This window comes from Nocardia jejuensis NBRC 103114 (genome assembly GCF_001613145.1).
Taxonomy (GTDB): Bacteria; Actinomycetota; Actinomycetes; order Mycobacteriales; family Mycobacteriaceae; genus Nocardia; species Nocardia jejuensis.
The window spans coordinates 94,798-117,364 of record NZ_BDBU01000023.1 but is presented as its reverse complement, the minus strand read 5'-3'; the positions used below and the strand labels follow the sequence as shown (position 1 = coordinate 117,364).

1 protein-coding gene is annotated in these 22,567 nt (G+C 69.6%); it reads left to right on the top strand.

All coding sequences use genetic code 11. From position 1 onward, the window contains the following. Positions 1 to 17 precede the first annotated feature (17 nt). Entirely contained in the window at positions 18 to 22,472 is a 22,455-nt protein-coding gene (locus NJ1_RS18470; RefSeq protein WP_067695726.1) for a WXG100-like domain-containing protein, read from the top strand. Positions 22,473 to 22,567: the final 95 nt, after the last annotated feature.

Here is a 22,567-nt window from a genome sequence, read left to right as displayed (position 1 = left end):
GGGGTGAACCTCCGCACATGATCGAACTGCCCGGATCGCTCGAATGGCTGGGCTGGATCGTCGGCATGGAATGGCCCGACGGCAACGAAGACCAGATGAGGGCGCTGGCACAGGACTGGCGCGACGGCGGCGATGGTCTGCGCCGGTTGCTCTCGTCCATCGACGACGCCAAATACGCGACGCTGGCGTCATATCCCGACGGCAAGGGCATCGAGGAGATGTCCAAGGCCTTCGATTCGCTGGCGGGAAAGGGTGGGGGAGAGGGCACCTCGCTGCCGGATCTGGCGAAGTATTTCGATCAGATCGGTGAATCGGCGGACGGGGTCGCCACCGAGATCGAATACACCAAGCTGATGTTCTACTCCTCGCTGGCGCTGCTGGCGGGTGAGATCGCCGCGGCCTGGCTTTTCCCGCCGACCGCGCCGGCGGCGGAGGCCGTGGCGATCGCGTTCACGCGGGTCGCGGTGCGCATCATCGGCCGTGAAGCGCTGGACGCGATCCTGGCGCGGGTGGCGCGCATGGCCGGTGCGTCGTTCGTGAAGTTCCTGCTCAAGCATGTCGCCATCGACACCCTGCTGGGCACGGTGCAGGAGATCGGCATTCAGGAATGGCAGGTGGCGCAGGGGCATCGCAAGGATGTCAACTGGACCCAGGTCGGCGTCACCGTGGTCAGCTCCGCGGCCGGTGGCGCGGCGGCCGGTCCGCTCGGTGAGTGGGCAGGCAACAAGCTGGCCCATGCCGGGGTCAACCATCTGGTGGCGGCTCGGATCACCGGCCTCGGTGCTGGAATCGTGGGTGCGGGAGCGGGTTTCGTCGCAGCCACCGGAACTCAGTTCGCCGCCGACGTCATGCAGCACGGCTGGGACAAGGCCGTGGAGAACCTGGCCAATACCCAGTTCGACCCGCGCATGCTCACCGCGGGCATGTCGAACGGCCTGATGTCCGGCGACCAGCATGCCCGCGCGCATTCCTTCTGGGATTCTCGCCTGGGCGGAAGCGGTCGCAACCTCCCCGGAATCGGTTTCCGCCCACCGGAATTCGACGGTCAAGGCCCCGGAGTCCACCCGGGAGGGAACGGCGCCGGTCCGCAGCTGGGCAATGGCCACACCGGTGACGGGTCACCGGGGAACGGACAGAACGGTACGACGGGGAACGGTCAGAACGGCGATGGTTCAACCGGCAACGGACAGAACGGTAATGGCCAGAACGGCAGTGGTCAGAACAGCAGTGGGCAAAACGGCAGCGTTCACAACGGGAGTGGCACCGGGTCCAACGCGGACGGCAGCACTCCTCGTCCCGCCAGCGCCGCCGATCCAGGCGAGTCCGGCGCCCGGGACCCCGTAACCGATCGCAACGCCGGCGGCGAAGACCACAACCGCCCCACCTCCGACGTGGCCCCGGTCGCTGACAACAGCCGTCCCGCCGCCAACGACGCCAAGCCGAACGACCCCGGTGCACAATCGGACCCCGGCGCGAACGGGTCGTCCCCCCATTCCGATACGCACACCCCGCCCTCCGATTCCACCGGCGCCACCACCGCATCCGCTGACCCGGGCTCCCGTGCCGGAGTCCCGCAGAGTACCGACGCCTCGCAACCCTCCGCCGCCGTCGCGGACACGGCTCCGGCGAGCACAGCCCCCGCTGCCGCCCCCGCTCCGGCAAGCAGCGCCGCTCCGGCGAGCAGTTCAGCCCCAGGCGGAAGTTCGTCGCCGACCAGCGGTGCGGCACCGGGCAGCGCATCGCCGAGTACGACCCCCGCCGGTTCCCCCCAATCCTCCGCAGCGGCAACGAGTCCCGCGACCTCCAGCGCTGCTGCCCCGGCAGCCGGAGCCCCGGGCGCGGGCTCGAACCCCAGCACGGCCGCAAACTCCGGGTCCGGTCCGGCCCAGAACGCCACCACGGGTGCGGCGAATTCGAGCGCCGCCCCCCGAGCGGGCGCGGCCCCGGCCCCCCTGTCCGGAATCAACCAGGCCGTCGACGGAGCCCCGAACCCCAACTCACCCGGTGCCACCTCCGGCGTGAACGCCGGCTCCAACCCGAACGCCGCCCCCGCGACCCACGACCGCTCATCGGCCCCTGACCAACGCACCACCACCCGTGCGGGCGACGCCACCACCACCCGCCCAGCGGACGCCACCCCCCGAACCGACCCTCGCCCAGATTCCACCCCGCGCGACACGACGTCGCACCCAGCGGCGGACGGCACTCCGCGAGACCGCTCGGACATCACCCGAAACCCCCAGTCCGACAACGACTCACCGTCGTCGGACAACCCCTCTGACCAGTCCCGACCGCGCAGCGATGATTCCGCTCCACCCGATGCGGACGCCCCCACACGCCCCGAGGGGGATGACTCTTCGCGTGATCCGTCTCCGGAGCCGGACAATGACTCGCGCGACCGTTCGGACTCACCCGAGCGCGACCCGAGTCAGCCGCGTAGCGATGATTCCGCTCCGCGTGACGCGGACGCACCCGCGCACCGCGATACCGACGACCCCTCGCGCGACAGGTCCCCGGAGTCCGACGCCGGTTCACGCGACCGTTCGGATTCGCCCGAGCGTGACGGAAGTCAGCCGCGCAGCGATGATTCCGCTCCACGTGACGCGGACGCATCCACGCGCTCCGATGCTGACGAATCCTCGCACGGCCGGTCCCCGGAGTCCGACGACGCCCCGCGCGACCGTTCGGACTCACCCGAGCGCGACGGAAGTCAGCCCCGTAGCGATGATTCCGCTCCGCGCGATGCGGACGCACCCGCGCACCGTGATACCGATAACCCCTCGCACGACAGGTCCCCGGAGTCCGACGCCGGTTCACGCGATCGTTCGGATTCGCCCGACAATGACCGAAGTCAGCCGCGCGGTGAGGATTCCGCTCCGCGTGAGCTGGATGCCCCCACGCACCGTGATACCGACGACGGTTCGCGTGACAGATCCCCGGAATCGGAGGACCGGTCCGGGGATCGCTCGCCAGGGCGTGAGCCGACCCAGCCCCGCGGTGACGACAACACGCGACATGACGCGGATCAGGAGGCGCGCCCGGATACCGACGACGGCCGCCCCGACAGGTCGCCCGAGTCCGACGGTTCTCGTGACCGGACCGATCGTTCCGAGGACGCGGAGAAGCAGCAGGATTCGCGGCCGGATGATTCCCACGCCCGACGCGACTCCGATGATCCTGCGAATCTTCGCCCGGCCCGCGAGGGCGACTCCGAACCTGTTCGCCCCGAGAGTGATTCACGCCGTCCATCCGACGATGACACCCGCGCACACGGCGACGATCCGGATGCCCTGCTGCTCGCGCCGATTCCCGTGGCCGACGGAACGCACCCGCACGACGGCGCACGACGTCCCGCGGAGTCAGGTCGCCGCTCGGACCGAGTCGACGCCGACGCCCCCGAATCCCGCCCGGCCGCCCGCAATCCGGAGGACGGCCCGAACCGCAGAGCCGGTGCACCGGATCGTGGCGACGGTGCCGCCCCCCACCCGGGTTCCCTCGATGAGGGTTCGCGAACCTCTGCGCGCCAACCGGATTCGGACGCCCCGGACGATCGCTCCACCCGCGGCCGCTGCGGCGAACTCGCGCTGCGCCTGCTGCGCGACCTCACCGGGAACGAGTCGATCCGCCTCCCGGAGCGCACCGTCGGCGCCTCCGGCCTGTCTCGTGACGAGCTGATTTCCGCCGCGGGCGGCCAGCTGCGCGAATACTCCGATCACGACGCCATCGCCGATCGCCTCCGCCAGCTCGGCCCCGGTTCGGCCGCCCTCGTCGTCGATCACTACGCCGGAGACGCCGACGCCTACGGTGTCGGCGCACACGCCTACCTCCTGGTCAACGAGGGCGGCGAGATCGTGGTCAAAGACCCCGGAGCCGGGCTCGACCACGGCTATCCACCCGTCGTGCCCCGCGAAACCCAGGGCACGCACGCGATCCTGTTCAAACCCGAGGGCGACCCGGTTCACCGTCTGGCCACCAAACAGCGCGTCATGCTGGACGAGCGCGTCCGAATCGGCCACGGCCACCAGCCCGTTCGCTTCCAGCGCACCGGCGACGAGATCAGACTCGATCTGGCCGAGGCGAATGCCTACGGCCGGGACAATTGGGCGGACGCGCACAACGACCTCACCGACGAGCAGCGCGCGGCCGTGCGCGCCTTCCTCGGCGATCCCGGTGACGATTCGAATCCGACTCGGTCCGATGGTGCACCCACCGCCGCCGATATCAACGCGGTCCTGCGCGGCGACGCCGAACCCACTCCCGAGATCTCCCGCGCCCTGGACCTCATCGACAGCGCCCTGAACCTGCAGCCGCTCGCCGAGCCGGTCATGGTGACGTACCCGGTGAGCTCGAACCCGTTCGACGGCGTGCCCACCGATCTGGTCGGCACCACCCAGCACATCTCGGAGTTCCTGCGCCCCATGCTCGGCGGATTCCCGTCGATGCAGGACATGACCCACCACCTCGAGCTGGTCCTGCCCGCGGGCACCCCCGCCCTCTTCCTGGGCGACCTGTCCCCGCTCGGCGACCGCCTCCCCATGATGCTCCTGGCCCACGGCCTGGACATTCACATCGACGCCGTCCAACCCCGAGGCGAAGGCCACTTCGGCATCCAGGCAACCGTCCTCCCCTTGGCCGATGCCACGCCCGATCCCCACGCCACCCGACCCGACAACGCCCTACCTCGCCCCGACGCGGAGAACACCGCCCCGCCCACCCGCGAGGAGCCGCGCCCCGCAGACTCGACGCGCCCGGATACCGGGGCCACCCGCGAGGACGCCAGCCCTACCGCGGACACGGAAACCCTACGTCCCGAACCGGATTCGACACGCGATCCGGAGCGGACGAGGAATACGGACACCACTCGGGACTCGGAGACCACCCGGGATCCGAATGCGACAAGAGATGAACAGAACCCTGAAGTGCCCCCGGCTGGATCGGACGACGCTGCCCCGCAGCCGGAGTCGTCCGGCGCCGGCGGCGGGAAGCCGCCGAGCGATCCGCCTGTCTCCTCCGCCGCATCGGATCCGGAGGGCGCGGACCACGCCGGGCATCCGTTGGATCAAGGTGCGGCGCACCCGGATCCTGCTGCCACACAGTCGGAGTCCCCGCACACGGTGACCGAGTCCATCGACCGCGCGAACACGGTCATCCGAGAATCGGAAGCGCAGCTGTCCGAGCTGCAGCGCCGCATCGACGATGGTTTCGCGGCCCTGGACCGCATGGTGAGCCGAAACCTCGACGCGATCGCCGAGGGCCGCGAGCCGGGTCTGTCCGAGGCGATCGATCGCGCGTCCGATGTGCTGGACGAGTCGATCGCGCGTATGGACGAGATGTCCCGTCGCATGGATGCGGGCGTCGCCGAGCTGGAACGAATTCTGTCCGGCCTGGATCGACCCCTGGAGCCCGACGCTCCACCCGCATCCGAACCCGATGCGGTACAGCACGATCCGCTACCTGACCAGTCCCGCCGACCTGATGGCACATGGCAGTCGGAGCCCCCGCCCGAGCAGTCACGTCAGGCCGACGGCACCTGGCGGTCCGACGGCGACCACCCGGATCAGTCGCGCCACCAGGACGGCAGCCGGCAGTCCGATGGTCCGCCGGAGCAGTCGCGTCAGCACGACGGTTCGTGGGAGCCCGACGCGGATCATTCACGGACACAGACGGATTCGAACGGTCATCCACCGGACGCACCCCGGAACCCGGACGGCACCTGGAACGCGGACGACCCGAACGCGACCCGCGTCGACGGCACCCGCACCGATCTTCCCGCACTCGAACCGACTTCGGCCGACACCACCCGCGCGGATGTGTCCGAGGCGGAACGCACCCGGACCGACGACACTCGCACGGATCTGCCGACGCCGGAACAAACCCGCGTCGACGGCACCCGCACCGACCTGCCGGTCGCGCAGCAGACCCGAACCGATGGCACCCGGCCGGATCTCCCGGCCCAGCCGGAGCCGCGCCCCGCGTCTCGCCTGGAGCGGGCGGGCGAACGACTGCGGCAGATCGGCGACGAGATCCGCGGTCTGGTGGACCTTTTGCGCGCGGGCCACGAGCCGATCCTGAAACATCCGTCGGGCTCGGGTCTCGACGGTCAGGGCCAGTCGGTGGCGGTGAACTCGGTCATCGAATTGGCGGGTGGCCACTCCGACCACGCGGCTCCGAACTCTGTTCGGGTCCTGAAGGAACTCGTCGAGCTGTTCCGTCAGCGCGGCCGCATCATCGAATTCCTGCGCGGTATCAACTCCCCGCGCCCGGACGATTTCGTGATCCCCCTCAACCCCGACGGTTCGGAGAATCGGTACTGGGAGACCGAGGCCGACCCGCGCCTCGCCGCCGACGTCGACATCCCGCAGCGCCTGCGCGAGCACTTCGCCGAACTCGACGCACAATTGCCGCCGCCCGAGACGCCCCGCAGCGATGACACCCGCGCCGATATCGCCGTCCCCGATCGCGGCGACGCCGAGCGTGGTCGCATCGAGACTGAATTGTCGCGCCTGGCAGAGGTTCTGGGTGTCCCGCTGCCCGACTACAGCCCCACCTCACTGCGCGTCGCCGACGCCGACATCCGAGAACAGTTGCGCGCCCGCCAGGACGAGATCGACCGGTTCGAGGAGGTGGCCAAGAACTACAACGAGGAAGACGCCCGCATCCCGTTCAGTCGCGAACTCCCGCTCGGCCTCGAAGGTGTGGCCGACGAGGACGCGGGCCTGCGCCTGGTGCGCGAACTCCTCGGCCCCGAAGCCGTTTCCATGATGGACACGCAGGGTGTGAACAACGGTGCGGCTAGCCCCTCCTCCGAAACCCGGATCACCGACCTCTACCGCGAAGCCGCCCAGCGCCGTCTGGACCTCGCCGCCGACCGGGTGGAACGCGCCGACGCCCTCGGCGTGAACCTCAACCGCGAGAACCTGGACCCAGCCCTGGCCCGGCTTCGCGCCGACGCGCTGCGCCAGGAACTCCGGGCGGAGGTCTTCACCGAACTCGCCGCCCAGCACGAGCGCCTCCCCGCATCCGAGCCCCCCACCCCTGTCGACGCCTCTCCGACCCGCGCCGACACCACCGACTCCTATCCGCGCGAGACCCGCTCGGACACCGCGGATTCAGACGCGACGCGCCGAGATCCGCTCCCCGCGGAGGCCACTCGTCCGGAGCCGCTGCCCGCGGATGCGACGCGGACGGATGCCACCCGCCCCGAACCCGCTCAGCAGCGCCGCCCGGACGGATCGTGGCGCGCCGGCGACCCGGATCCAGGGGTCACCGGACCCGACCGCGCCCCTGCGGCCGAAACCCACCGGGATGCCGCAGCATCGACCCCCGAGCCGCATGACGGCGACTCGTCCGGACCCGAGTTCTTCGACGGGCAAGACTGGTCGTCCGACGACGCATCCGACGGGACGCACAACCACACCGACGACGACCAACCGATCAACCCTGACGATCACCCGGTTTCGCCCGATCAGGAGTGGTCCGCGCACCCGGACGACGACTGGTCCACGATGGACCGCGAGGAGATTGTCCAAGAGCTGAAGGACCGCTGGCATTTCGAGGACGTCGTCGGCTTCGACAACCCGGATGTCCACCCGGAGGTGCTGCGCGAGTTCGCCCGCGTCGTCGACGACATGATGTCCCGGTACAGCTTCCTCGATCTGCGCGTGCTGGAGATCGGCCCGACGGAGAACGACGGCGCATACGCCGAGACGACATCGGGCGTGACCGCCGACGGCCGCGTCTACGCGGAGAAGCTTCTCCTGAGCAGCAACTGGGCGAAGTACCCCGACCTGTTCCGGACGTTCGCGATGAAGGACGAGTCCGTCGGCTTCCATGTGCCGAATTCGGGTCCCCGCCCGGTGTATTCGATCCTGGTGCACGAGTTCGGCCATGTCCTGGACTTCAACGGTCAGCTGAACGCGCACGGCGATCTCGGCGATGTCCTGCTGAATCATTACGAGGCGCGATACGGTCCCGCCGAGACGATCCCTTACCTGACCTGGCTGTCGCAGCTCTCGAACTACAGCTTCGAGGAGGGCGGTGGCCCGCTCGAACGCTACGAGGCACTGGCGGAGGCCTTCACCGACGTCATTCTCAACGGGAACGACGCATCCGTACCGGCGCAGGTCCTCTTCCGGCTTCTGGCCACCCACGCCGATGACGCCCGAATCCTGCCGTCCGGCCCCGACTCCGTAGCCGCTCCCGACCCCGATCAAAACAGTTCCGGCACAGAGCACTCCGCGGAGACGAAGCCCTCGACTCCCCACAATCCGGAGTCCGATGCCGCGCCGAATCAGCCGCACGATCAATCGCCGGTACAGATTCCGAACGATCGCCTGGAACCCGCGGGCGCCGAACGGGAACCATCACCGGACGGACGGGCGAGGCAGCAGGACAGCGCGGTTCGCGATGTCGCATTCCGCGACAGCTCGTCCGAACTCTGGGTCCCGCGAACACCGGACCCGGGCTTGACGTCCATCGCGGAAGTGCTGGCGCACACCGAGGCCGGCCGGGTCGCGTTGGAAGCGCTGAACTCGGCCGATGTGTCGGTCCGGCTGGTGGACAGCGACGGTGAGCCACCGACGGGCGATTCCTTCGATCCCGCGCGCAACGAGCTGGTCATCGACACCCACGGCCGTGACGAATTGGCGCAGGCCGCAGCGCTCGTGGCTGCGGTGCCACACCTCGAGGGCCCGCACGCCGACGCGACCCACACCGGAGATCCGCGGCACACCGCGGCCGAATCCCTGGCCCGGCACACCGAATTCGTCAATGAACTGCGCGAGGCGGGCTACGACCCGGACGGCGGCTCGCTACGGGACCCGATCGAGGCGGCCTACGAACGCTCGCTCCAGCAGGACTACAGCCGCGCGGCCGATGCCGCCGTGGGCGAGGCGCGCGCCCGCGATCCGGAGCTGACCGACGCCGACGCCCGCCGCATTGCCCACGAGGCCGGCCGTGACGCGCTGCTGTCGGATGATCGATTCCGCGGCGCATCCGGCGACGACAGCCCGAATCCGCTCGCGGACCGCTACCAGGCGCCCCCGAACACCCGCCCCGATCTCCCGCCCCCGGTTGACGAGTCGCGCCCGCCTGCCCATGAGGCCCTGGCCGATGACCTGACGATGCTGCGCCATACGGCCGCGAGCTACGACAACGGTTCCGATATCAGCCGCTGGGCCGTCGAGACCCTCAATCGCCACGGTGTCGATATCCGCTTCAGCGATGATCCGGGTGTCGAGACCGTCCGGACTCCGGACGGCCGCTCGGATCGCGGCGCCCTGCTCGGCTACGATCCGGCCACCAATACCCTGGTGCTGCCGGATGATTCGACCCCGTCGCAACACGTCACGGAACTGGTCAACGCGGCCGCGCAGGTCGAGGCCCTGGCTCGGGTCGAAGGCCCGCCCGAGCGCTTCACGATGTCCCGCGACGACTACGTGCGCACCATGCTGGCCCGGCAGGCCGAAGCCCTGAGCCTCGGCTATCAGCACGATCTCGTGCGGAGCGAACACCCCGGCCGGACCCCGAGAGCGGTGACCGATCCGCTCGAACGCTCCTTCCTGCGTGCCCGTGAACAGGCTCTGCGGACGGCCCGAGACGCCTATCGCGGCAGCGACGCCGCCACCGAGCGGATGGTGGAGGCAGCTGCCTACCGTGCCGGTGTGCGTGAGGTGCTCACCCGCCTGGCCGCGGATGGTCCGCGGGTGGCGGGTCGAGATCCCGCCGCCGTCCATGCCGCGCAATGGGATCGGGCGCACGGGATCACGGGCTCCGACGACCCGCCGCGCACCCCTCGCCCCGAGCGCGATACGCCCGAGTCGCACGCCCGCCGCGCCGCCGACTACCTCACCGAGATCGATCATCTGCGGATGCTTCGCGAGTCCGGCACCCCGATTTCGGTCGGTCCCGCCGAGCGCGCCTACACCGACGCCCACGAGAAGGCGCTGCGCCGCTCGGACGCCACGCCGGAATCCGCCCGTGCCGCAGGTGAGAACGCCGTGCGCCGCTATCTCGATCGGACCGGACTCCGCGATGCCGAAATCGCCTTCGACGTGGTGCGCTCGTTCGGCGAGATCGGCGAATCGCACTGGGGACAGCCACATCCGACAGATCCGCATCTCGGCTTCGATTCGCCGCGTACCCCCGCGGACCAGGTTCCCGATGCTCCACCGCCCGTGCACCGCGCCACCGACGAGCACGAATTCCTGCGCCGTGTCACGGATGCGGAGCTGCGTCGCTATCCGGTGGGCGCGGAAAGGCTCTCCGACAATGTGATCCGCGTACCGGATACCACCGGGTCGAGCACCCGACTGGTCGTCTACGCCGCCGACGGCGAGCACATGCGCGTCCTGCGGGAGCTGGGGGAGTCGGACCCGCGCTATCGAGATGCCCTGTGGGACAGGTGGAAGCGGGTCGCCTACCGGCAGCTCACTCCGGACGGTGCGGGTGGCTTCCGGGTGGAGGACATCCACGCCGACGAGGCCGAAGGCCCGATGCGCCGCCCGACCCATCAGGACGCGCTGGGAGAGATGGTCGCCCACTACCTGCGCTACCGCGACGAGGGGCGCGTGTCGGTCGGCATCGACGAGTGGATGCGCCAACTCGGTCCGGACGCGTTCGATCACACTGTGCAGCCGCGTCTTTCGATACGTCGCGAGGGCATGCACGTGGAAGTGCCCACCGGACTGAATCCACGCTTCATGGAGGTCGGCCATCGGCAGGCGGAGTCCGATCCGGCCGTCGCGCACCCGCATCCGGCGGCCGTGGCCCACGATCTGCAGACCCGTCGACTGCCGATGCCCCCGCGCGACGGTGGTCCGCTCGACAGCCGGTACCACGGAAACCGGGATCGATACAGTTTCAAGGGTTTCGAGGCCGGCCCGCTGCGCCTGGACCTGTGGCTGGAGCGCGACGGCTCGGGCGGCTGGCGGGTGCCTCCGCCGACCGGAGCCGGTGGCCCGTCCGATGCGATCGCCGCCCGCTACGGCCATCTCACCGATACCGACCCGGCACGCCTGCTGGAGCGCATCGCCACCAATCTGCTGGACGGTTCGCGCCCGGTCGGCGTGGAGCCGGAGAAACGTGGCCTGTTCCAGCGCATGACCGATCGATTCACCGGTCGTGACCCCGCGGCGGTGGAAGGCGCTGCGCCGCACACGCGCCCGGAAGATGCGTCCGCGCCCGATCGCCGTTCGGCCCTGCCCCGCTCGCAGGAGCCCCCCGCGGAGAGCCCGGGGCCGCAGCGGAGGTCGGAGGCTCCGGGTAACGAGCCCGAGGATCCCGCCACCGCGCACCGCACCGACGGCACAGACGACATTGACCGCACCGACGGCGCCGACGACCTCACGCATCATGCCGCGCCGGAACCGGATTGGTCGCTGCGCGCGAACGACGAGTGGTCGGCGCTGGACCGTGAAGGGGTCATCGACAAGCTCCAGAACGACTGGGATCTCGAAGTCACCGGGTTCGACGATCCGCTCGTCGACGTGGAGGTGCTGCGCGAGTTCGGCCGAGCCATCGACGACATGCTGCGGCAGTTCCCCGACACGGATCTACTGGCGGTTCGCATCGGCCCGATCGACGATCCGGGCGTCTTCGCCGAGGCGGATCCCGCCACCTCCGGCGGGCGGGTGTACTGCGATTCGATCACCCTGAACGAGAGCTTCGCGCGCAACCCGGAGGCGTTCGCACGCCGCATCGCCGTCAACGAGTCCGACGGCGATCTGGCGCCGGGATCCGCTGAGCGGCCCTACTATTCGACGATCGTGCACGAGTTCGCACACGCCATCGACTTCAGCGCCCAACTCCGGGCACAGGGTGAGGCGTTCGACGCGCTCCAGCGTCACTACCTGGACACTCGCGGTGATCTGGACGGCTTCTCCGCCTGGCTCGACGAGCTGCCCGGCTACAGCTTCGACGAGCACGGTCAGCTCGACCGGGCCGAAGCGCTGGCCGAGGCGTTCACCGACGTCCGGCTCAACGGTGATGATGCCGGCGAGCCCGCCAAGGTCCTCAACGATGTTTTGGAACGGGCGTACGCCGATGAGGTCGAGGGCAATTCGGTCTGGGACGACGACACCCCGCACGCCGCCGAGCGTCGGAACTCCGACGGGGACACCTCCGAACCGGCTCCCGCGCAACGACGTTCGGGCCCGCCCGGGGAGGGTGATCCGTCAGAACACGGTCCCCGGTCCCAGCGTGATCCCGCCGCCGAGCCCGAAGCCTCCGGCGCGGGCGACGGTCAGCCACCGCGCGGTCCCGGATCCGAGGTGGCTCCCGCACCGGACCCGGACGGCTCGGAGGGTGGCCACGATCCCGCGGCGGATCTCGCGCACAGACCCACGCCCGAGGAACTCGAGGCGCGAGCGCTCGCGCAGGGTGAGTACGACCGGCTCTTGCAGCAGCGCAAGGAATTGGCGCGCGAGCTGGAGTTCTGGCGTGCCAAGCGAGATGACCGAATCGATCGTCTGCTCGACGTCGGCGATCCGGAGCAGGCCCTGGGAACCCGGGATCGGTTGGAGCGCACAGTTCTTCGACTCGTCGACGAGCTGGGCAACCGGACCGTCGAAATCGCCGGTACCGGTGACGAAACCGCGCACCGCGAACGAGAACCCGCCGGTGCCCAGGAACGAGCCCGTCGCGAGGAAGCGCTGCGCAAACTCGTCGATGCCGCCGAACGAGTACTGGGCTTCCGCGACGACATCGGTGTGATCGACCGGCAGCTGGCGGATTTGGAGCGCGCCGGAAACGTGGTCGGCCGCCCGATGCCCGCGGAGTTGCGGGCCGAGCACACTCGCCTGGCGCAGCAGCGTGCGGAGGAACTGCTGCGCATCAAACCGCGCCGCATCATGCGCGACGACCTCGCGAGCCGCTTCGGCGTCCTCGACGAGCGTGGCGTCGTCGACGAGGCGGCGCTGGGTCCCGATCGCGTGGACGCCCTCATCGACGCCTTGGGTTTCCGGTTCCCCGACGAGGCCGACGGTCTTGTCGCGCTGCGGGATGCGGCGCGCGATGTCAACGAGGCGCACAACCGGATCGGCCGCATCCAGGACGAGATGGAGCGCGCCTCGGCGGCTTACCGTCAGCTCGCCGAGGCCGAGGGCGCGCGCATGGTCACCGACCGCGTAGCCATCGTGGAGGGCGATCCGCGCCGGATCATCGTGTTCGGCCCGCGTGACGAAATCGGCCACCCGCGCGCGGATCACGACGCCGCCTTGGACCACGCGATCCGCCACACTCCCGAAATCGCCCAGGCCATGGTCGATCCGGCCACGCGCGTCGAATACCAGCAGGTGCGCGGCGACCGCGAGGGCAATCGGGAAGTGGTGCGCCTGCCGGCTCCCGAGATCGAACGCATGCGGGCTCGCATGCCTGGACTCGGTGAGAACCGCTTCGATACCACCAGATGGCGTGACGCCGAGGGCAATTGGCACCACGTCGACCCCACCCGCCCGAACTGGGAGCTCAACCGCGGCAACTGGGACGAGGTCCAGGACGGTGCCAAGCGCCGCAAGTTCTCCCCGCGAGATCTGCCCGAAGGCGTCAGCGGCTGGGCCACGGATCCGATGCAGGCCGCGGTCGAGGATGTCTTCGTCGATCCGGCCCCGGGTGAGCATGGTGTGAACGAGGGTCTGCTGCCGAAGATTCCGGGTGGGGATCCGATCATTCCGCCGGGGATGGAGCATTACGACCTGCCCTACGCCGGTGCGGTGTCGAACGTCATGCGGGTGGTGCTGGAAGTCGCGAAGTTGAGTGGTTTCACCTGGTTCGGTGACCCCGACAATCCGGGCAAGATCCACCCGGCGTTCAAAGGCCACCCGTGGTTCCGCGAACGTTCGGGCGAAACGCAACCGATGGTCCGCGAATGGAATCCGATCGAGCACGCGGACGACAGCGACCGCGGCCCCGAACACAAGCAGCGCCAGCGCGAGGCGGCCGACCGCTGGGCCGAGGTGCAGCGGTGGGCGGATGAGCGGTACGCCGGATTCCGGGCCGATGACACCGATATCGACTCCATCGCAACAGGTCTCGACGCGTACCGCCGTCGCGTGGACACCGGTATCTCGGATTTCATCGACACCGTGCGTGACCAGTTGGCCGACAACCCCGATGCCGATCCCGCCGACCTGATCGCCGATGTCATCGGGGAGCGCCGCGGTCAATTGTCCGACGATGTCCTGGATTTGGCCGCCGATCTGCGCCAGGCGCTGGACCGCGCGGAGGTCTACGACAACGCCTCCCTGGCCGACGTCATCGCAGACGGGCTCCAGTCCGCCGCCGACGCCCTGCTGCCTCCGGAGTTCACGCACGCCGAACTCGAGCAGATCAAGAACCACCTGATGCGCGACCAGCTCCTGTCGGTCGACCCGGTGACCGGCGTGATCGGCCGCCGCCCGCTCGATGCTCTCGCCGATGTCGCCGAAGCCTGGAACCGACTCCGCGCGGGCGATCCGCTCCCGGCCGATCTTCTGCTCCTGCAGGACGCGCTGGCCGAGTCGAACTACTTGCGAGCCAACCCCACGGCCACGTGGCGTGAAGCGAACGCCCACGCCGCCGCCGCGGACGGCTACCACTGGGACGCGGTGCGCCCACCGCTGACCGGCGATCGTGCGGGCATCAAATACGAGCCCGCCCCCCTCCCCGGAGACAATTTCCTCCCCCCGAGACCCACCGCCGACGACACCACCCAGAGCCCCGCACCCACCCTCGAATCCCCGCGCGGCACGGACCCGGATGCCGGCACGGTCGAGTTCCCACGTGGTACCGATCCGCAGGCCCCCACCGTGGAGTTGCCGCGCGGCACGGATCCGGAGGCCCCCACGGTCGAGTTCCCACGCGGTACGGATCCCCAGGGCACCACTGCCGAGCTGCCGCGTAGTGGGGACCCCGAAGGCAGCACGGTGGAGTTGCCGCGCAGTCCGGACCCGAGCGGTACGACCGTCCAGGAGTCGCCGGGTACCTCCGATCCGGACGGCACGACTGTCGAGCTGCCTCGCGGCGAGGCTCCCGCCGGTACCACCGTGAAATCGCCCGACGGTGACGGCTCGGACAGCAACGCCGCGCCGCTGCCTCGATCCGGGGATTCGGCGTCGCGGCCGGATCCAGCTGTGCGACAAACGGATACGCGGCCGCCGTCTCCCCTCGATTCCGACGGGGCCGGTCAGCCGCCGCGCGACACCGATGACGCCCCGCCCGCCGACGGCCCCGACGACTGGTTCGAGCGCATGCGTGCCGAGCAGGCCGACTGGGAAGCTCGCATGGACGCCGAGCGAGCCGCCTGGATGCGCGAGGAGCTCGTGGACTCGCCCGACGGAGACCCCGACACCTGGGTCCTGCGTATGCAGATCGAGCAGGCGGAGTGGAACGCGCGAGTATCGGCCGAGCGCGCCGACTGGCTCTGGGAGCAGGCGGGCGGCCGACCGCAGGAGCCCACGACTCAGCCCGCCTCGCAGCCGCGTACCGAGGCAGAGCCCGCTCACACCGACCCCACCACGCCGCTGAGCGCGGACGGCGAGGACATTTCACGCGCGGCTCCGCAGGAGACTCGCGAGGACCGCACGATCCCGCAACAGACCGGCGAGGACGTCCCCACGGCCCCGCACGAGACTCGCGAGGACACCCCGACCACGCGGGTGCCCACCGAGCCCGAGACCGTCTCGACTCCCCGTGCGCAATCGGAAGAACCGCTGCCGGACACCGCCCCGCTCGACGACACCACCTCGCCCGAACCGGAATCCGCCATCACGCGGCAGGACGGCCCCGACGACTGGTTCGAGCGCATGAACGCCGAGCAGGCCGACTGGAACGCTCGCATGGACGCCGAGCGTGCCGCCTGGCTCCGCGAGATCGCCGACGCCGACCCCTCCGACACTCCCGATGCCAGGTTCTCGCGCCTGCAAGCGGATATGGCCGAATGGGAAGCCCGCATCTCCGCGGACCGCGCCGACTGGCTGTGGGACATGGCGGGCGGCCGCCCGGATCCCGACCCCTCGACCGGCACCGACGGCACCCCACCACCCCCCGATGCCCCATCGGGCGGCCCCACCAAGCCCCCCGTCGGCCCCACCGAGCCGCCCACCCCAGCTGAAGCCACCCCGGAACACCCCACAACCCCCGGCCTCGACACTGTGCCAGGTTCGGAGGACCCGACCCGGCCCCTGCCCCAACCCACCTCTGACGGAGAGCTGCCCCCGGAATCCCCAACCCAGCGATCGGGTCGGAACGATCCGGAGACCGTGCCAGGTTCCGAGGATCCGACTCGGCCAGCGCGCCAATCCGGCTCGGATGACCCCACCCAACCTCTGCGGCAATCTGATTCGGAGCGGCCGGCGAATGCCGAACCGACGACCAGGCGACCGCAGGATCCCGACTCCGCCGAAATGCCCGGCTCGGAGGATCCGACTCGGCAGTTGCGCGAGCAGCCACACCAACCGACCTCGGAGCAGCCGGGGGAGGGGACGCCCGCCCCCACCCTGAGCGAAGCCGAGACGCGCGCCGCCGCGCAGGCCGAGTACGACCGACTGCTGCAGCAGCGCAAGGAGATGGCGCGGGAGCTGGAGTTCTGGCGTGCCAAACGAGACGACCGGATCGGGCGACTCCCGGACGTCGGTGATCCGGAGCAGGCGGCGGGGACTCGGGACCGCCTGGAGCGCACCGTATCTCGCCTGCTCGAAGGTTTGGGAACCCGGCGGATCGAGCTTGCCGCCGCCGGTGACGAAACCGCCCACAGCGTGCGCGAACCGGCCGGGCGGCAGGAGCGGACCCGCCGCGAGGAAGTGCTGCGCAAGCTCGTCGAGGCCGCCGAACGAGTCTTCGACCTCCAGGACGACATCGGTGTGATCGACCGTCAGCTTGCGGATTTGGAGCGCGCCGGAAACGTGGTCGGCCGCCCGATGCCCGCGGAGTTGCAGGCCGAGCACACCCGCCTGGCTCAGCAGCGTGCGGAGGAACTGCTGCGCATCAAACCGCGTCGCATCATGCGCGACGACCTCGCCACCCGCCTGGGCCTCGTGGACGAGCACGGTGTCGTGGACGAGTCGGCCCTGAGCCCCGAACGGCTTCAGGACACTGTCGACGACCTGCACGCCCGATTCCCCGACGACGCCGATGCCGTCTCCGCCCTGCGGGACGCGGCGCGCGATGTCAACGAGGCGCACAACCGGATCGGCCGCATCCAGGACGAAATGGAGCGCGCCTCGGCGGCTTACCGTCAGCTCGCCGAGGCCGAGGGCGCGCGCATGGTCACCGATCGTGTCGCGATCGTGGACGGCGATCCGCGCCGGATCATCGTGTTCGGCCCGCGTGATGAAATCGGCCACCCGCGCGCGGATCACGACGCGGCCTTGGACCACGCCGTCCGGAACACCCCCGATGTGGCGCAGGCCATGGTCGATCCGGCCACGCGCATCGAGTACAAGCAGGTGCGCGGTGACCGAGAAGGCAACCGAGAGGTCGTAGACCTCCCGGCTCCCGAGGTGGAGCGCCTGCGCAGCCACCTCCCCGGCGGCGGCCAGAATCGTTTCGACTTCACCAGATGGCGTGACGCCGAGGGCAATTGGCATCCGGTCGACCCGACACGACCCAATTGGGAGCTCAACCGCGGCAACTGGGATGAGGTCCAGGACGGTGCCAAGCGGCGCAAGTTCTCCCCGCGCGATCTGCCCGAGGGGGTGAGTGGCTGGGCCACGGATCCGATGCAGGCCGCGGTCGAGGATGTCTTCGTCGATCCCGCTCCGGGTGAGCATGGTGTGAACGAGGGTCTGCTGCCGAAGATTCCGGGTGGGGATCCGATCATTCCGCCGGGCATGGAGCACTACGACCTGCCGTACGCGGGCGCGGTGTCGAATCTGATGCGCGTCGTGCTGGAAGTCGCGAAACTGAGTGGCTTCACCTGGTTCGGCGACCCCGACAACCCGGGCAAGATCCATCCGGCGTTCAAGGGCCACCCCTGGTTCCGTACTCGCGCCGGTGAAGTTCAGCCCATGGTTCGCGAGTGGAATCCGGTCGAGCACGCCGACGACAGTGATCGCACCCCGGAACACAAACAGCGCCAACGGGAAGCGGCCGACCGCTGGGCCGCCGTCCAGCAGTGGGCGGATGAGCAGTACGCCCGGTTCCGCGCGGACGATAGCGATATCGACTCCATCGCAACAGGTCTCGACAACTACCGGCAACGAGTCGACACCGGCATCTCGGACTTCATCGACACCGTGCGTGACCAGTTGGCCGACAACCCCGACGCCGATCCCGCCGACCTGATCGCGGACGTCATCGGTGAACGACGCGGTCAGCTGTCGGACGATGTCCTTGATCTGGCCGCCGATCTGCGCCAGGCGCTGGACCGCGCGGAGATCTACGACAACGCGTCCCTCGCCGAGGTCGTGGCCGACGGCCTCCAGGCCGCCGCCGATGCCCTGCTGCCACCCGAGTTCACGCACGCCGAACTCGAACAGATCAAGAACCACCTGATGCGCGACCAGCACCTGTCAGTGGACCCGGTGACCGGTCTGATCGGCCGCCGTCCCCTCGATGCTCTCGCCGATGTCGCCGAAGCCTGGAACCGACTCCGCACGGGTGACCCCCTTCCCGCCGATCTCCTGCTCCTGCAGGACGCGCTCGCTGAGTCGAACTACTTGCGAGCCAACCCCACGGCCACGTGGCGCGAAGCGAACGCCCACGCCGCCGCCGCGGACGGCTACCACTGGGACGCCGTACGCCCACCCTTGACCGGCGACCGTGCGGGCATCAGATACGAGCCCGCCCCGCTGCCCGAACACAACGTCCTTCCCCCGCGTCCGGACTCCACCCCTGCGCTGCCGCCCCGCCCGGGCCCCGACGGCGGCACCCCCCAGCTCCCTCGCGGCGACGCCCCCACCCGCGAACTGCCGCAGGCCGAAAACCCTGACACGACAGTCGAATTGCCACACAGCGCCGACCCGGAGGCAACCACGATCGAGTTGCCCCGTAACGGAGATTCGGATAGCGATACCGTCGAATTGCGCAGTGACGATGCCACCGTCGAGTTGCCGCGTAGTGACGATGGCACTGTCGAGTTGCCGCGTAGTGACGATGGCACTGTCGAGTTGCCGCGTAGTGACGATGGCACTGTCGAGTTGCCGCGTAGTGACGATGGCACTGTCGAGTTGCCGCGCGGTGACGATGCCACTGTCGAGATGCCGCGCAGTGACGATCAGAACGGTGTTCCTCTCGACTCAGACCCCGGAACCGCAACGCAACAATCCGCTCGCCGAGCTGACGACGGCACGGAAGACCCGACTTCGAACACCCGGCCTTCGGAGGACACCGAACCGAAGTCCGACACTCCCGCTGATACTCGAGAACACACGCCCGCCGATACTCGAGAAGACGCTCCCGCCGATACTCGAGAAGACACATCCCCGCAACAGCTTCCGTCGAATTCGGCCGATCCTGAACCGGCAGCGGAATCGGCGCGGGAGGCGACGGCCGACCCCGCGCGGCAGACGAGTGAACCTGCGCGGCAGGCCGTCTCGGATCCGAACGGCTGGACCGTGGCGGGTTCACCGGAGACCCATGTACCCACCGACCCGCAGGTGCGGGCGCGGGTAGAGGAGTTGGCGGCCCGGGCGCTCGACTCCACGGATCAGGCAGGTGCGCGCCGCGCGGCCCTCGACGATGTGGCCCGCACACTAGGCGTCGATCCCGAGGGGCGCTCGGCGAGAGACCTGGAGCGTGCGATCACCGCGGCCCTGGATGCGGAGGCAGCGCGCATCGAAGAGGTGATGCAGCGCGGCAATATTCCGAAGCGCGAGATGGTCCGGTACTTCGACGAGCGCGACGCCGCGACCCGCAGATCCGGTGAATTGTCCGCGCAACGCGCCTACGCCCTCAACCAATTCGCCCAGTACTACGCACATCTCACCGATGCCGCCGACGCCCTGGGTGAAGCTCACGCCCTCGCGACCACGGACGTCCTGTCCAGCGAAACCGACCGCGCCCTGGCCCCCGGCGTCGGTCTCCGCGACAACCCTCCGACGGTGGTGGTGGTCACCCACCTGTCCGATCCGACCCCCATCCTCGGCCCCGACCTCCGCGCTTCCCTTGCGGACCAGGGCATTCCGGTCCGCTACCGCCAGGTCGAGGTCACCCTCGACGGCACCATCACCATCCGAACCCTCACCCCACCCGACCCGCCGACAGCCCCCGCCCCGGCATCCCCGACCACCCCGCCCCACCGCCCCCCGGCCACTCCCCATTCCGCCACCACCGAACCGCACGCCCACCCCTCCGAAGCCCCCCGCGAGCCGGCCGATACAGCGGCCGACCCCGTTCCCCGCGAGCCAGCCGATACGGCCGCCGACCCCGTTCCTCGCGGGTCGGCCGATACAGCCGCCGACCCCGTCTCTCGCGAGTCGGCCGACACGGCCGCCGACCCCGTTCCTCGCTCGTCGGCCGACCCGTCGACGTCGCCGATCCCGACGGACGAGACGGCACCTGCCGAGACCGAAACGGCAGCAACCGATTCGACGGCCGCCGATCGGACCGCGGATGGCACGCGCCGTAGTCCGACCGAGCCTGCCGACCCACCAGACCGGGCTGATCGCGCCGGCGACCAGACTGATTCTGCTGACCCGGCAGACGCCGCCGACAGGGCAGATTTGGCAGACCCCGCCGATCCGGCGGACTTTGCCGATCCGGCAGATGTGTCGCTGCCTGATGGACCGAAGACCGACTCGCCTGAGCGGACTGAGCCGACCGAACCGACCGAACCGACCGAACCGACCGAACCGACTGAACCGACCGAACCGACTGAGCCCACTGAACCGCCTGAGCCGATCGAACCGACCGAGTCGGCCGAATCGACGGAGCCGATTGGACTCGGCGAGGGCGGCCCGCCGCTGCACCGGACCGAATCCGGCGATGACGATGGTGCGGACGTCGGTGTATCCGATGAGGCGCACAGTTCCGATTCGGACGATCCCGGACGTGGCGACGACGGTGATCGTGACTCGGATGAGCCTGAGTACCAGCACAATCCGAACTGGCGGTCGCACCTGCCGCGGGTACCGCACGAGTACGAAGCGGATCTCCCGGATTACACTCCGGAGCCTTCCGAGCAGCCGTACCCATGGACCCTTCCCCCGGAAGACCACAATCCTCCGCAGCCGCAGCCGCAGCCGCAGCCGCAGCCGCAGCCGCAGCCGCAGCCGCAGCCGCAGCCGCAGCCGCAGCCCACTCCACCCCCACATCCGTCGCTACCGACTCTGCCTCCGCAGCCGACGGTTCCGTCGTTGCCGACTCCGCCTCCGCAACCGCCGGTTCCGCCGCTACCGACTCTGCCCCCACATCCGACGGTTCCGCCGCTACCGACCATTCCTCCAGTCCCACCCCTTCCTCCGGGTTCGCAATGGCCACCGGGGATTCCGACGCCGCCGAACGGAACGTGGCCTCCCGATCTGCCGTCGCTCCCGACCCTGCCTACCCTGCCTACCCTGCCGGAATGGCCTGGTAGTGGCGGGCTTCCAGAGTTGCCCCAGCTCCCGGACCTCCCGGACTGGCTCGGCAATGGCGACACCTCGGGAACTCCCGGCAGCTCGCCCCTGCCGGATCTGCCTGGAGGCGAGAGCAACTCGAACGGTTCCGGTGCGCACACTCGCAACCCGGGCACGCCCGAGAGCACCCCGCCCGGTACATCAGGCGATGGCGCACCCCGCCGGTTCAACGACGAGGGAGACGGCTCGAACCGGCCCGGAAACCACACTCCGGGGGCGGAACCCGGCGCCGGTTCCCCGGGACCGACCGACCCTCGGAACGTCTCACCGGGCCGGAACGAACCCGAATACGATTCGCCCGGCACCCTTCACGGGCCGGGCAGTGACGCCCCGAACACACCCGCCGCCCCCGGTGGTGGTTCGCCCTTGGTCCCCGGCACGCCAGATATCTCGAATGGCCAAGTCCCGAATTCCGCCGCACCCGCGACAGCCCAGAGCTCTGGCTACCCCGGCGGCGGCATGCCCATGGGATCCCCGCCACCAGCTGTGCCCGCCCAGTCGGCCCGAGGTCGCGGGCCCAACCGATTCCCGCGCGCGTCCGCCCACACCCCGGGCGGCGGCATCTACGTCCGCTCCCACTCCGGTTTCGGCGAGTTCGCGATGCTCGACCCCATGACGGGCGCGCTGACCTCCGCCCAGGTCGGCGGAGGCGCGCTGGCCGGAATCTACGACGAGATGGACGGCCTGCGGGTGATCTTCTACCGTGATCAGCAGGCTGGGTTGATTCTCAGAGTCGCGGATCAGCTGCTTCCCCTGGATCGGCTCGGCGCCGATGTCTGGTGGGAGCGAACCGACCAGGGCTACACCCGACTACTGGTCAACGTGGCCGGAACTCCGCAGTGCGAGGTGCGCTATCGCACGGTCCCCCCGGACGCCGACCTGGGCTTGCTGATCCGGGATGTGCTGTCCGATCCGGTACGCCGCGCGGGCATCTTCGGTTGACGAACCGATGTGAGTTCGCCGATTTTTTCCATTTCGGCAACCGCGTGGTCGACTCGGATATGTGATGCTGACAGTTGGCTTTCGACAGACGAGGA